Annotated in this window: 13 protein-coding genes; 8 read left to right on the forward strand and 5 right to left on the reverse strand. The window is 59.2% G+C overall.

The window, feature by feature from the left end:
- The 5 genes from odhB to mdh form a co-directional block, all read right to left on the reverse strand.
- Entirely contained in the window at positions 1 to 1,500 is a 1,500-nt protein-coding gene (gene odhB / locus Q0864_RS08350) for a 2-oxoglutarate dehydrogenase complex dihydrolipoyllysine-residue succinyltransferase (RefSeq protein WP_298567907.1), read from the reverse strand.
- Positions 1,501 to 1,503: 3 nt separating this feature from the next.
- On the reverse strand, positions 1,504 to 4,482 hold the full coding sequence (locus Q0864_RS08355; RefSeq protein ID WP_298567910.1) for a 2-oxoglutarate dehydrogenase E1 component: 2,979 nt from the start codon (positions 4,480 to 4,482) through the stop codon (positions 1,504 to 1,506).
- Between the two features lie 61 nt (positions 4,483 to 4,543).
- Positions 4,544 to 5,428 carry a succinate--CoA ligase subunit alpha gene (gene sucD, locus Q0864_RS08360; protein ID WP_298567913.1) on the reverse strand — a complete coding sequence of 295 codons (885 nt, stop codon included), beginning with the start codon at positions 5,426 to 5,428 and terminating at the stop codon, positions 4,544 to 4,546.
- Between the two features lie 4 nt (positions 5,429 to 5,432).
- Positions 5,433 to 6,626, reverse strand: coding sequence for an ADP-forming succinate--CoA ligase subunit beta (gene sucC / locus Q0864_RS08365; RefSeq protein WP_298567916.1), 1,194 nt, complete (start codon positions 6,624 to 6,626; stop codon positions 5,433 to 5,435).
- A gap of 254 nt (positions 6,627 to 6,880) precedes the next feature.
- Positions 6,881 to 7,843 (reverse strand): malate dehydrogenase, encoded by a 963-nt coding sequence (mdh, locus tag Q0864_RS08370; protein WP_298567919.1) that lies wholly within the window; start codon positions 7,841 to 7,843, stop codon positions 6,881 to 6,883.
- Positions 7,844 to 8,001: 158 nt separating this feature from the next.
- Here mdh and Q0864_RS08375 point away from each other — a divergent pair, with 158 nt between their 5' ends.
- The 8 genes from Q0864_RS08375 to sdhA all read left to right on the forward strand — a co-directional run bounded on the left by Q0864_RS08375 (position 8,002) and on the right by sdhA (position 14,365).
- The gene (locus tag Q0864_RS08375; protein ID WP_248369617.1) at positions 8,002 to 8,760 is read left to right on the forward strand and encodes a sulfite exporter TauE/SafE family protein; all 759 of its coding nucleotides are present in this window, start codon (positions 8,002 to 8,004) and stop codon (positions 8,758 to 8,760) included.
- Positions 8,761 to 8,865: 105 nt separating this feature from the next.
- Positions 8,866 to 9,714, forward strand: coding sequence for a CoA ester lyase (locus Q0864_RS08380; RefSeq protein WP_298567926.1), 849 nt, complete (start codon positions 8,866 to 8,868; stop codon positions 9,712 to 9,714).
- Positions 9,715 to 9,728: 14 nt separating this feature from the next.
- Positions 9,729 to 10,277 (forward strand): NnrU family protein, encoded by a 549-nt coding sequence (locus Q0864_RS08385; RefSeq protein ID WP_298567928.1) that lies wholly within the window; start codon positions 9,729 to 9,731, stop codon positions 10,275 to 10,277.
- A gap of 2 nt (positions 10,278 to 10,279) precedes the next feature.
- Positions 10,280 to 10,483, forward strand: coding sequence for a DUF1737 domain-containing protein (locus Q0864_RS08390; protein WP_298567931.1), 204 nt, complete (start codon positions 10,280 to 10,282; stop codon positions 10,481 to 10,483).
- The gene (locus Q0864_RS08395; protein WP_298567934.1) at positions 10,483 to 11,517 is read left to right on the forward strand and encodes a MaoC family dehydratase; all 1,035 of its coding nucleotides are present in this window, start codon (positions 10,483 to 10,485) and stop codon (positions 11,515 to 11,517) included. Before Q0864_RS08390 ends, Q0864_RS08395 begins: the two co-directional genes overlap by 1 nt.
- 258 nt (positions 11,518 to 11,775) lie before the next feature.
- Positions 11,776 to 12,159: a succinate dehydrogenase, cytochrome b556 subunit gene (sdhC, locus tag Q0864_RS08400; protein ID WP_298567935.1), complete on the forward strand. Its 384-nt coding sequence runs from the start codon at positions 11,776 to 11,778 to the stop codon at positions 12,157 to 12,159.
- Between the two features lie 10 nt (positions 12,160 to 12,169).
- Entirely contained in the window at positions 12,170 to 12,541 is a 372-nt protein-coding gene (gene sdhD / locus Q0864_RS08405; protein ID WP_298567940.1) for a succinate dehydrogenase, hydrophobic membrane anchor protein, read from the forward strand.
- 18 nt (positions 12,542 to 12,559) lie between these two features.
- A complete protein-coding gene (gene sdhA / locus Q0864_RS08410; RefSeq protein ID WP_298567943.1) occupies positions 12,560 to 14,365 on the forward strand; it encodes a succinate dehydrogenase flavoprotein subunit in 1,806 nt (601 codons plus the stop codon).
- Positions 14,366 to 14,372 lie beyond the last annotated feature (7 nt).

Here is a 14,372-nt window from a genome sequence, read left to right on the forward strand (position 1 = left end):
TTACAAATCCATCAACAACCGGCGCGGATCCTCAAGCGCTTCTTTCACGCGCACAAGGAAGGTCACGGCGCCTTTGCCGTCCACGATCCGGTGGTCATAGGACAGCGCCAGATACATCATCGGGCGGATCACGACCTCGCCGTTGATCGCCATCGGGCGGTCCTGGATTTTGTGCATGCCAAGGATACCCGATTGCGGCGGGTTCAGGATCGGCGAGGACATGAGCGAGCCATAGACACCACCGTTCGAGATGGTGAAGGTGCCGCCCTGCATTTCGTCCATCGAGAGCTTGCCGTCACGGGCGCGACGACCCTTTTCAGCAATCGCTTTTTCGATGGTGGCGAAAGACATTGCGTCCGCATCGTTGATCACCGGCACCACAAGACCCGTAGGGGTGCCCGCGGCGACGCCCATGTTCACGTAGTTTTTGTAAACGATGTCGGTGCCGTCAATCTCGGCGTTCACTTCCGGCACTTCTTTCAGCGCGTGACAGCAAGCTTTGGTGAAGAACGACATGAAGCCCAGACGCACGCCGTGTTTTTTCTCAAACTCGGCTTTGTATTCGTTGCGCAGCGCCATCACCTCGGTCATGTCGACCTCGTTATAGGTGGTCAGCATGGCGGCGGTGTTCTGGCTGTCTTTCAGACGGCGCGCGATGGTTTGGCGCAGGCGCGTCATCTTCACACGTTCTTCGCGGGCCGGGTCCCCAGCAGCGCGCGGTGCAGCGGGCGCGGCAGCGGGCGCAGGGGCAGCTTTCGGTGCGGCCACGGCGGCAGCAACGTCATGCTTCATCACGCGACCATCGCGGCCCGTGCCTTGCACGTCGCCCGGCTTCAAACCGGCTTCTGCCATGGCTTTCTTGGCCGAGGGCGCGTCTTCGACATCCTTGCCAGCGGTCGCAGCCGAAGACGCGGCAGCGGGTGCGCTGGCGGCGGGTGCGGCGGCGGCACCAGCGCCCGACGACAGAACAGCAAGCTTGGCCGAGGCATCAACCGTGGTCCCTTCGGCGGCGAGGATCTCGGTCAGCACACCTGCGGCAGGTGCAGGCACTTCGACCGAAACCTTGTCGGTTTCAAGTTCGCACAGCATTTCATCTTGCGCGACGGTGTCGCCGACTTGCTTGAACCAGCTGGACACAGTGGCCTCGGTCACGCTTTCGCCAAGGCTGGGGACCATCACGTCTACGGCCTGACCTTCGCCACCTGATGCAGCGGGGGCCGCTTCGGCCTTCGGCTTCGCAGCAGGCGCGGGGGCGGCCCCTTCGCCTTCACCGATGGTTGCCAGAAGCGCGTCAACGCCTACGGTTTCCCCTTCGGCAGCGACAATTTCGCCCATCGTGCCAGCGGCAGGCGATGGCACTTCGACGGTCACTTTATCGGTTTCAAGCTCGCAGAGCATTTCATCGACCGCGACCGCATCGCCCGGCTTCTTGAACCAAGTGGCGACGGTGGCTTCGGTGACGCTTTCACCCAGTGTGGGGACCCTTACTTCAATGCTCATGGCTTATTTCCCTTCCATGTTCAGCGCCGCGTCCACGAGCGCCTCTTGTTGTGCTTTGTGCGTTGAGGCCAGACCGGTTGCGGGCGACGCCGCAGCAGGGCGCCCCACATAGTCGGGGCGCGTATGCTTGGCCCCGATCCGGGTCAGCACCCATTCGATATTCGGTTCAACGAAGGTCCAGGCGCCCTGGTTCTTGGGCTCTTCCTGACACCAGACGATTTCGGCCCCTTTGAAGCGTTCCAGTTCCTTCACCAGCGACATAGCGGGGAAGGGATAGAACTGCTCAAGCCGCAGCAGATAGACGTCTGTGATCCCGCGGCGGTCGCGTTCTTCCAGCAGGTCGTAATAGACCTTGCCCGAACACATCACGACGCGCTTGATCTTCTTGTCCGTGACCAGCTTGGCCTCGGACCGGCCCGTGCCGTTGTCGCGGTCGCCATCGTCCCACAGCACGCGGTGGAAGCTGGAGCCTTCGGTGAAGTCTTTCGCGTCCGACACCGCCAGCTTGTGACGCAAAAGCGATTTCGGCGTCATCAGGATCAGCGGTTTGCGATAGCCGCGATGAAGCTGGCGGCGCAGGATGTGGAAATAGTTGGCGGGCGTGGTGCAGTTGGCCACGATCCAGTTATCGCCCCCGCACATTTGCAGGAAACGTTCCAGACGGGCCGAGCTGTGTTCCGGCCCCTGCCCTTCGAAGCCATGCGGCAGAAGGACGGTCAGACCGGACATGCGCAGCCATTTGCTTTCGCCCGAGCTGATGAACTGGTCAAACATGATCTGCGCGCCGTTGGCGAAGTCGCCAAACTGCGCCTCCCACATGACCAGCGCGTTGGGTTCGGCCAGCGAATAGCCATATTCGAACCCCAGCACCGCGTATTCCGACAGCATCGAGTCGATGACTTCGTAACGTGCCTGGCCTTCGCGGATGTTGTTGAGCGGATAGTAACGCTCTTCCGTGTCCTGGTTGATCAGGCCGGAGTGACGCTGGCTGAACGTGCCGCGTGTGGCGTCCTGCCCTGACAGGCGCACCGGGAACCCTTCGGTCACAAGCGAGCCGAACGCGATGGCCTCGCCGGTTGCCCAGTCGAACCCGGACCCGGTTTCGAACATCTCTTTCTTGGCGTCCAGAAGGCGACCCACGGTTTTGTGCAGTGGGAAACCCTCGGGCGCCGTGGTCAGGGCTTTCCCGACCTCAGCCAGAGTTTCTGACGAAATCTCGGTCTTGCCTCGCTGATATTCGTCGCTTTCCTTGTCCAGATGCGACCAGCGCCCGTCCAACCAATCGGCCTTGTTGGGTTTGTAGTCTTTCCCAGCCTCGAACTCTTCGTTCATCTTGGCCTGAAAAGCGGCTTTCATATCTTCGATCTCGCCCGCCGGAATCAATCCGTCCTTCACCAGACGATCCGTATAGATCTGAAGCGTCGTCGGGTGCTTTTTGATCCGCTTATACATCAGCGGGTTGGTGAACATCGGCTCGTCGCCTTCGTTGTGACCAAACCGGCGATAGCAGAAGATGTCCAGAACCACGTCCTTGTGGAATTTCTGACGGAACTCGGTCGCGACACGCGCGGCGTGCACCACAGCTTCGGGATCATCGCCGTTCACATGGAAGATCGGCGCTTCCACCATCAATGCGATATCCGTCGGGTAAGGCGACGAACGCGAGAAATGCGGCGCGGTGGTAAAGCCGATCTGGTTGTTGACCACGATATGCATGGTGCCGCCGGTTTTGTGCCCGACCAGACCGGAAAGACCAAAGCCTTCGGCCACGACACCCTGACCGGCAAACGCCGCATCACCGTGAAGCAGGATCGGCAGAACCTGATCGCGGTCCTTGTCATTCATCTGCTCTTGCTTGGCGCGCACTTTCCCCAGAACAACGGGGTTCACGGCCTCAAGGTGGGATGGGTTGGCGGTCAAGCTCAGGTGCACGATATTGCCGTCAAACTCGCGGTCCGAACTGGCGCCAAGGTGGTATTTCACATCGCCCGAGCCGTCGACCTCTTCCGGTTTGAAGCTGCCACCCTGAAATTCGTTGAAGATGGCGCGATAAGGCTTTTGCAGCACATTGGCCAGCACAGACAGACGCCCGCGGTGGGGCATGCCCATCACGATGTCTTTCAGGCCAAGCTGCCCGCCGCGCTTGATGATCTGTTCCATTGCGGGGATCAGCGCCTCGCCACCGTCCAGACCAAACCGCTTAGTGCCCATGTATTTGACATGCAGGAATTTCTCGAACCCTTCGGCCTCGACCAGCTTGTTCAGGATCGCTTTGCGGCCCTCGCGAGTGAACTTGATCTCGCGGTCAAACCCTTCGATCCGCTCTTTCAGCCATGCCGACTGAACGGGGTCCGAGATATGCATGTATTGCAGTGCAAACGTGCCGCAATATGTGCTTTTCACAATCGCCAAGATGTGCCGCATCGAGGCGACTTCAAGCCCCAGCACATTGTCGATGAAGATCGGGCGATCCATATCAGCTTCTGTGAACCCGTAGGAGGCTGGATCAAGCTCGGGGTGATCGCTGTCCTCTCGCATGCCCAGCGGGTCAAGATTGGCGGCCAGATGGCCCCGGATCCGGTAAGCCCGGATGATCATCAGGGCGCGAATGCTGTCCAGCACGGCGCGTTTGATCTGATCGTCCGACAGCTGAACACCCTTCTCGGCCGCCTTCGCTTCGATCTTTTTGCCCGCAGATTTGGCTTCGGCCACCGGTTCTTCGGGCCACTGGCCATCCAACCCGTGCACCCGATCGCCGGTCGGCATCGGCGGCCAGTCACTACGCGACCATGACGGCCCAGCCGCTTCGGCGGTTACATCACCGCCGTCATCGCCAAGCTCGGTAAAAAACGCTTGCCACGCAGCATCGACCGCATTGGGGTCGCGCGCATATTGGGCGTAAAGCTGTTCTAGATACTCAGCATTGTGGCCTTGCATGAAGCTTGAGGCATGGAAAAGGTCGTTCGGGCTCTGATCCGTCATGGGGTCACCTGAAAATTGGTAAACGCGCGCCCCGGGAAATGGGGCGCGCGAAGTGCTTTACTTATTTGCCGATCGCTTCCAGCACGGCCTCGCCCAGTGTGGCGGGGCTATCGGCAACCACGATACCAGCGGCACGCATAGCTTCGATCTTATCTTCGGCACCGCCTTTACCACCAGCAACGATGGCACCAGCGTGGCCCATCCGACGACCCGGAGGCGCCGTGCGGCCCGCGATGAAGCCAGCAACCGGCTTCCAGCGGCCTTTCTTCTTCTGTTCGGCCAGAAATTCAGCCGCTTCTTCTTCAGCCGAGCCACCGATTTCACCGATCATGATGATCGACTGCGTCTCGTCGTCGTCCAGGAACATGTCCAAAACGTCGATATGCTCGGTGCCTTTGATGGGGTCGCCCCCGATGCCGACAGCGGTCGACTGGCCCAGACCGATATCCGAGGTCTGCTTCACAGCCTCATAGGTCAAAGTGCCGGAGCGCGACACAACACCGACCGAGCCACGCTTGTGGATATGGCCGGGCATGATGCCGATTTTACAAGCGTCGGGCGTGATGACACCGGGGCAGTTCGGGCCAATGAGGCGGCTTTTCGAGCCGTCCAGCGCACGCTGAACGCGCATCATGTCCAGCACGGGAATGCCTTCGGTGATACAGACGATCAGTTCCATCTGCGCGTCGATCGCTTCAAGGATCGAGTCCGCTGCGAAGGGCGGCGGCACGTAGATCACGGAAGCGTTGGCTTCAGTGACGTGCTTTGCCTCGTGTACCGAGTTAAAGACCGGAAGATCCAGATGCGTCTGCCCACCTTTGCCCGGCGTCACACCGCCGACCATCTTGGTGCCATACGCAATGGCCTGTTCCGAGTGAAAGGTGCCCTGCGAGCCGGTAAAGCCCTGACAGATTACCTTGGTATTTTCGTCGATAAGGACTGCCATTGTCTTAACCTTTCACCGCTTTCACGATTTTCTCTGCGCCGTCCGACAGGTTGTCTGCCGCGATGACGTTCAAGCCGGAACCGTTGATGATGGCTTTGCCCTCATCCACGTTGGTGCCTTCAAGGCGCACAACCAGCGGAACTTGCAGGCCGACCTCTTTCACCGCGGCGACCACGCCTTCGGCGATGACGTCACAGCGCATGATGCCGCCGAAAATGTTGACCAAGATGCCTTTGACCTGCGGGTCCGAGGTGATGATCTTGAACGCCTCAGTGACTTTCTCTTTGGTCGCGCCGCCACCAACGTCAAGGAAGTTGGCAGGTTCAGCGCCGTAAAGCTTGATGATGTCCATCGTGGCCATTGCCAGACCGGCACCGTTCACCATGCAGCCGATTTCACCGTCCAGAGCGATATAGTTCAGGTCGTATTTCGACGCTTCCAACTCTTTGGGGTCTTCTTCGGTGGTGTCGCGCAGTTCGGCGATATCGGCGTGGCGGTAGAGCGCGTTGCCGTCAAAGCTGACTTTCGCATCCAGCACTTTCAGATCACCGCTGTCGGACACGATCAGCGGGTTGATCTCCAGCATCTCCATGTCCTTCTCGGTGAAGGCTTGGTAGAGCTGGCCCATCAGTTTCACGCATTGCTTGATCTGCGCGCCTTCCAGTCCCAGCGAGAACGCGATGCGGCGGCCGTGGAAGCCTTGATAACCCGTTGCGGGATCAACCGAGAAGCTCAGGATTTTTTCGGGGGTCGCGGCGGCCACCTCTTCAATGTCCATGCCGCCTTCGGTTGAGCAGACGAACGAAATGCGCGATGTTTGGCGGTCAACCAGCAGAGCGAGGTAAAGCTCACGCTCAATGCCGGAACCGGCCTCGATATAGATGCGGTTGACTTGCTTGCCGGCCGGGCCGGTCTGGTGGGTCACAAGGGTGCGGCCCAGCATCTTCTTGGCTTCTTCAGCAGCTTCCTGCACCGATTTGGTCAGGCGCACACCGCCCTTTTCGCCAGCGCCAGCTTCCTTGAAAGTGCCTTTGCCGCGGCCACCTGCGTGGATTTGCGCTTTGACCACCCAAAGGGGGCCGTCGAGTTCACCTGCGGCGGTCTTGGCTTCTTCTGCTCTCAATACGGGGCGTCCGTCGGAAACGGGGGCTCCGTAGGATTTCAGAAGGGCTTTCGCCTGGTATTCATGAATGTTCATGAAGTCATCCTATCCAGTTGGTCCATTTGGTCGGAGACACCATGCACAGGTGAAGCAGTGATAAGAAACACTTTTTGGGGAAAGGCGCTGTTTTGCGCTAACTTTCCGTTTTTTGTGATCACAGCCGAAAAAGTGTGATCACAAATTCTAATTCCTTGGCTTGAAACATCTAAGAATCGTGAATTCGTTTAGGAATCCTACCAAAAAGAAAGGGCGCCCAACAGGACGCCCTTTCCGGAAAATGCATTGCGAGATCAAGCCAGCGAGGGGTCGATCTCTTTACAGGCAGACACAAGGCCCTTCACCGCGTCGACCGATTTGTCGAACATGGCTTGCTCGTCCTTGCTCAACTTGATGTCGATAACCTTCTCGATCCCGTTGGCACCGATGACTGTCGGCACACCAACATAGAAACCCTCCAGACCGTAAGCACCGTCAACATATGCGGCACAGGGCAGAACGCGTCTTTGATCATTCAGGTAAGCCTGAGCCATCTCAATCGCCGAAGCGGCCGGGGCGTAGTATGCCGAGCCGGTTTTCAGCAGGCCAACGATTTCGGCGCCGCCGTCACGGGTGCGCTGAATGATGGCATCCAGTTTTTCCTGGCTGGTCCAACCCATGTCCACCAAGTCCGGCAGCGGAATGCCACCAACGGTCGAATAGCGGGCCAGCGGCACCATGGTGTCGCCGTGGCCGCCCAGAACGAAGGCTGTGACGTCGCGCATCGACACCTCAAACTCGACCGACAGGAAGTGACGGAAGCGTGCCGAGTCCAGAACGCCAGCCATGCCGACGACTTTCTGATGCGGCAGGCCTGAGAATTCGCGCAGCGCCCAAACCATGGCGTCCAGCGGGTTGGTGATGCAGATCACGAACGCGTCCGGGGCGTGGTCGCGGATGCCTTCGCCGACCGACTTCATGACCTTCAGGTTGATGCCCAGCAGGTCATCACGGCTCATGCCCGGTTTGCGGGGCACACCGGCAGTCACGATGCAAACATCTGCGCCCGCGATACCTTCGTAGCTTGTGGTGCCCGACAGCGATGCGTCGAACCCTTCGACGGGGCCGCTTTCGGCGATATCCAGCGCCTTGCCCTGCGGGATGCCATCGGCAATATCAAAGAGGACGACGTCGCCCATTTCTTTCAGTGCAGCAAGGTGAGCGAGGGTGCCACCGATCATACCGCTACCGATAAGCGCTATCTTAGGTCTGGCCATGAGTGTGATCTCCGATCAGTTGTTTTCGGGCGCATGCGTAGTCCGAATATGGCGTTCGCGCAAGAGCGCTGCAGCGCGGCGTGACGCAGTCCTTGCCTCAGAACCCCGTTCGCGATAGCGCTAAAACACACGTTTTCCAGCGGTTTGAGGCGCATCCCATGCCCGAGGCACTTGACCTTACATTCTTTGCCTTTGCGATCCCTGCGGTGATCTTTGCAGGTATTTCCAAGGGGGGCTTCGGGTCAGGGGCGGCATTTGCAGCGACCCCGCTGCTTGCGCTGATTCTGGAGCCGGGGGCGGCCATCGGGTTGATGTTGCCGCTTCTGATGCTGATGGATGTGACCGCGCTGAAACCCTATTGGCGCAAATGGGATACGCCGTCGGCCAAGGCTCTGGTGCTGGGCGCGGTTCCCGGCGTCGCGATTGGGGCGCTTTTGTATTCCATCGCCAATCCCGACATCTTTCGTCTGTTGATCGGGCTGATTGCGGTCGGGTTTGTCGCGTTTCAGGCCGCAAAGTCACGCGGTTGGATCAAACCCGCGCCGAACCCAATGTCTGCCGGTATGGGTGGGTTCTGGGGCTTGATCGCAGGCTTCACCAGTTTTATCAGCCATGCAGGTGGCCCGCCCGCAGCCGTGTTTCTGCTGTCGCGACGCCTTGACAAGACCACCTTTCAGTCCACGACGGTGATCAGTTTCTGGGCGATCAACCTTCTGAAATTCATTCCCTATTTTGCACTCGGGATATTCACATGGCAGACCGCCAAGGCCGATCTGTTTCTGATTCCATTTGCAATCATCGGCGTCTGGATCGGTGTGCATATGCACCACCGCCTGTCCGAACGTGGCTTTTTCGCCTTCACTTATCTGTTCCTGATCCTCACTGGCACGAAGCTGATATGGGAAGGGCTGACCTGATCCGGCCCCGCCTTCCAAGATTTTCTGCAATGCGGCAAATCTGGCCTTGCGGATTGGTGCGCAAATGTGGTCCCTTGCGCAACAATATTGCGGAGGCCCAGAATCATGTCCACTCGTCCCTATCGTTCCGTCCTTTATATCCCCGGCTCGAAAGAGCGTGCGTTGGAGAAAGCCCGCACGCTGCCCGCCGATGCGATTATCTTCGACCTTGAAGATGCCGTAGCACCCGACGCCAAGGTCGACGCCCGCGCGATCCTGAAGGCGGAACTGGGCAAGGGTGGCTATGGCAACCGCGCCAAGATCGTCCGTATCAACGGGTTTGATACCAAATGGGGCAAGGATGATGTGGCCGCCTTTGTTGGTGCCGATATTGACGCGATCCTGATGCCCAAGGTGGACAATGCCTCGCAACTGGACGAGTTGGCCGCTCTGATCCCCGATGTGGACCTGTGGGCGATGATGGAAACACCGTTGGGCATGTTGAACGCCGCCGAGATCGCCGCCCACCCGCGCCTTAAGGGCTTCGTTTTGGGCACCAATGACCTTGCCAAGGAACTCAACACCCGTTTCCGCGCGGACCGCCTACCGATGATGGGCGGGTTGCATCTGTGCTTGTTGGCCGCCAAGGCCCACGGCCTGGTGATCATCGACGGCGTCTATAATGCCTTTAAGGACGATGAGGGACTGCGCGCCGAATGCGCTCAAGGGCGCGACATGGGCATGGACGGCAAAACTCTGATCCACCCGGCGCAACTGGACATCGCCAACACCGCCTTCGCCCCGTCCGAAGATGAGATCGACCTCGCCCAGCGCCAGATCGCCGCGTTTGAGGACGCCGAGGCGTCGGGCCAAGGCGTCGCGGTTGTGGATGGTAAAATTGTCGAAAACCTGCATGTTGTGACGGCAAAGGGCATTCTGGCCAAAGCAAAGGCCATTGCCGACATGGCAAAATAAGGCGGAGAACGCACATGACCATCCTGATCATCGGTTTAGCACTTTGGTATGCTGGGCATTTCTGGAAACGCGCCCTGCCCGCGCGCCACGCCGCGATGGGCGACAAGGCAAAAGGGACGTCGGCGCTGATCCTCGTCGCCAGCATCGTCCTGATGGTGATCGGGTATCGCAGCGTCGAAAGCTATGATCTGCTGACCTATCCGTCATTCCTGAAACACATCAACAATCTGGCGATCCTGTTCGCGATCTACTTCATGAGCCCCGGCCCCTCGAAAGGCGCGCTGTTTTACAAGATGCGCCACCCGATGCTGACCGGCTTCATCATCTGGTCCGTCGCGCATATCGTTGTGAACCCTGATCTGGCCTCGATTGTGCTGTTTGGCGGGCTGACGATTTGGGCGGTAGCCGAGGTGATCGTGATCAACCGCGCCGAGCCGAACTGGACGCCGAACCCGAAAGGCACAATTGCCAAAGACGGCATGTTTCTTGGGGCGGCGCTTGTGCTGACCCTGATCATCGGGCTGATCCACGGGTTGATCGGGCCGTCGGTATTCGGAGGGTAGACATGAAACTCTATCGCCTGCTGACAGAAGACGACACCTCGGCGTTTTGCCACAAAGTGACCGCAGCCTTGAACAAAGGCTGGGAATTGCATGGCGATCCCGCCTATGCCCACGACGCCTCCACCGGATTAATGCGTTGCGCGCAAGCGGTGGTGAAGGTCGTGCCGGGCGACTACTCCCCCGACACAAAACTCGGAGACCACTGATGGCGAAAACCAATCCGGGCCGCTTCTTTGAGGACTATAAGCTGGGCGACGTGATCCACCACGCCGTGCCGCGCACCGTGGCCGAAGGCGAACGCGCGCTGTATCACGCACTGTATCCTGCCCGCCACGCACTGTATTCGTCAGACGAATTCGCAGGCGCTTGCGGGTTGGAAGGGTCACCGATTGACGACCTGATCGCGTTCCACGTGGTGTTTGGCAAAACCGTTCCCGATATTTCACTGAACGCAGTGGCAAATCTTGGATATGCCGAAGGTCGCTGGCTGAAACCGGTCTATCCCGGTGACACGCTGCGATCCTCGTCCGAGGTGATCGGGCTGAAACAGAACTCCAACGGGAAATCGGGCGTGGTCTGGGTGCGCACGCGTGGTGTGAACCAAGTGGGCGAGCCGGTGTTGGAATATGTGCGCTGGGTGATGGTGCGCAAGAACGATTTGGACGCGCCCGCACCAGAAACTGTCATCCCCGACCTGAAAGGCACATTGAACGCCAGCGATCTGGTGATCCCTGAGGGGCTGTCTTTCGAGGACTATGATTTCTCCTTGGCCGGAGAGACGCACCGCTGGGGCGACTATGAAGTGGGTGAGAAAATCGACCACGTTGATGGCGTTACCGTTGAGGAAGCCGAACACATGATCGCCACGCGCTTGTGGCAGAACACCGCCAAGGTTCATTTCGACGCAACCTTCCGTCCCGATGGGCAGCGCTTGATCTATGGTGGGCATGTGATTTCGATGGCGCGGGCGTTGTCCTTCAACGGGCTGGCGAACGCACAGATGATCGTTGGGCTAAACGGCGGCGCGCACGCGAACCCCTGCTTTGCAGGCGACACGATCCGCGCATGGTCCGAGGTGCTGGACAAGGCCGACACTGACGCGCCGGGCGTGGGGGCTGTGCGCTTGCGCTTGGTCGCCGTCAAACATGGCGCGCCTGAGTTTGCCTTGAAGGGCGAGGACGGGAAATACCTTCCCGAAGTGATGCTGGATCTCGATTATTGGGCATTGATGCCCAAATAATGCATCGGCTTCATAACCAAGGCGGAAGCAACCACGCGCCGGATATCTGCATGCGGTTGTGTGCAGAACCTGATTTTTTCAGTCAGGGTTAAGCATTGGAAAAATGTGATCACATCTAGAAAATTTGTGATCACAAGCGCCTGTTTTCCCCTTTGTTAGCGCAATTTCACCATTTTTCCCGCTGGTTCTTACGTGACTCTGCGCGGTAAAAGACGCTATTGCTGTCACAACAGTCGCAACAGACAGAAGGAGGCCACCATGGCCGACGTGAACAGAGGCAACCGTCCTCTTTCCCCGCATCTGCAGATTTACCGTCCGCAACTGACCTCCATCACATCGATCTTTGCCCGCATCACGGGTGTCGCGCTTTTGGGCGCTGCTATCTTGGTCGTTTGGTGGTTCTTCGCGGCCGCCATGGGCCCTGGCTACTATGATCTGGTGAACGGATTGATGACCTCGTTCATTGGTGACGTCATCATGTTCCTCGCGCTGTGGGCCCTGTGCTACCACGCGCTGTCGGGCTTGCGTCACCTGATCTGGGATGTCGGCATTGGCCTTGACGTCGAAACCGCCGAAAAGATGGGCCTTGGCGTCATCTTCGGTTCTGTCATTTTGGCGATCATCGTCGCCATAATCGTGTAAGGAGGCGGCCATGCATTATCTCACCGACCGCAAACGCGCCGTGGGCAAAGGGGCTGCTCATTCCGGTACAGAGCATTTCTGGGGTCAGGCAATTTCTGCCGTCGGGCTGTTGCTGCTGATGCCGCTGTTTGCCCTGACTTTCGGCCACGCGCTTGGCATGCCCTATGAAGAAGCGATCGCTTATTACCAGCATCCCTTCCCAGCCATCATCGCAGCCATGACGCTGGTCACGGCAATGGTTCACTTTCGCCACGGCGTTCAGGTGGTGATCGAGGATTATTCCCGCGGTGTCACCAAGAAGGCCTTGGTGGTCTGCTGCACCGCCCTTTCCTACACCGTTCTGGCAATTGGCCTTTATGGCCTTGCCCGCATCGCCTTTTAAGACCGGAGAGCAACCCAAATGGCAGCTTACGAATACGAAACACACGAATATGACGTGGTCGTGGTCGGCGCCGGTGGCGCAGGTCTGCGGGCCACGCTTGGCATGGCGGAACAAGGTCTGCGCACCGCCTGCGTGACCAAAGTCTTCCCGACCCGCTCCCACACCGTGGCCGCACAAGGCGGCATCGCCGCGTCCCTGTCCAACATGGGCCCGGACAACTGGCAGTGGCACATGTATGACACCGTCAAAGGCTCGGACTGGCTGGGCGACACGGATGCGATGGAATACCTTGCCCGCGAAGCACCCAAGGCGGTTTACGAGCTGGAACATTACGGCGTCCCCTTCTCTCGCACCGAGGAAGGCAAGATTTACCAGCGTCCGTTCGGCGGCCACACCACCGAATTCGGTGACGGCCCGCCCGTGCAGCGGACTTGTGCCGCCGCGGACCGGACCGGCCACGCCATTCTGCACACGCTCTACGGTCAATCGCTAAAGAACAACGCAGAATTCTATGTCGAGTATTTCGCCATCGACCTGATTATGTCCGACGACGGCGAATGTCAGGGCGTTGTGTGCTGGAAGCTCGACGACGGCACGATGCACGTCTTCAACGCCAAGATGGTCGTTCTGGCCACCGGCGGTTATGGACGCGCCTTTTTCTCGGCCACCTCGGCCCACACCTGCACCGGCGACGGTGGCGGCATGGTGGCGCGCGCGGGTCTGGCCCTGCAAGACATGGAGTTCGTCCAGTTCCACCCAACCGGGATCTACGGTTCAGGCTGTCTGATCACCGAAGGGGCGCGCGGCGAAGGCGGCTATCTGGTCAACTCCGAAGGTGAACGGTTTATGGAGCGTTATGCGCCCCAGTATAAAGACCTTGCGCCACGCGATTATGTCTCCCGCTCGATGACCATGGAAATCCGCGAAGGGCGCGGCGTGGGCGACGAAAAAGACCACATCTATCTGCACCTTGATCACCTGCCGGCCGAGGCACTGGCCGAACGCCTGCCCGGTATTTCGGAAAGCGCCAAGATCTTCGCAGGCGTTGACGTGAACAAGGAACCGATCCCGGTTCTGCCGACGGTTCACTACAACATGGGCGGCATTCCGACCAACTATTGGGGTGAAGTGCTGAACCCGACTGCCAAAGATCCGACCGCTGTTGTGCCCGGCCTGATGGCCGTCGGTGAAGCGGGCTGTGCGTCTGTGCATGGGGCCAACCGCCTCGGGTCGAATTCGCTGATCGACCTGGTGGTCTTCGGCCGTGCCGCCGCGATCCGCGCCGGCAAGATTGTCGATGCAGAAAGCGCGAACCCGGTGCTGAACCAACCGTCCGTCGACAAAGCTTTCGATCGCTTTGACGGGCTGCGCAACGCCAAGGGCACCGTTCCCACCGCCGAGTTGCGTCTTGAAATGCAGAAGACCATGCAGGCAGACGCTGCTGTCTTCCGCACCGCCAAGACGCTGAAGGAAGGCGTCGAAAAAATGACCAAGGTTGCCGCCAAGATGGACGATCTGGCCGTCACCGACCGCTCGCTTGTCTGGAACTCGGACCTGATGGAGACGATGGAGCTGGCGAACCTTATGCCGAACGCTCTGGCCACCATCCACGGGGCCGAAGCGCGTGAAGAAAGCCGCGGGGCACACGCCCACGAGGATTTCCCGAAACGCGACGACAAGAAGTGGCGTGTCCACACCGTCAGCCGCGTGGATGGCAACAAGGTCGATCTGACCTATCGCCCCGTGATCACCGATCCGCTGACCACCGAAACCGAGGGTGGCATCAGCCTCAAGAAAATCGCGCCCAAAGCGCGGACGTTCTAAGGAGGAC

Source organism: uncultured Aliiroseovarius sp. (assembly GCF_947497285.1).
In the GTDB taxonomy this organism is placed as follows: Bacteria; Pseudomonadota; Alphaproteobacteria; order Rhodobacterales; family Rhodobacteraceae; genus Aliiroseovarius.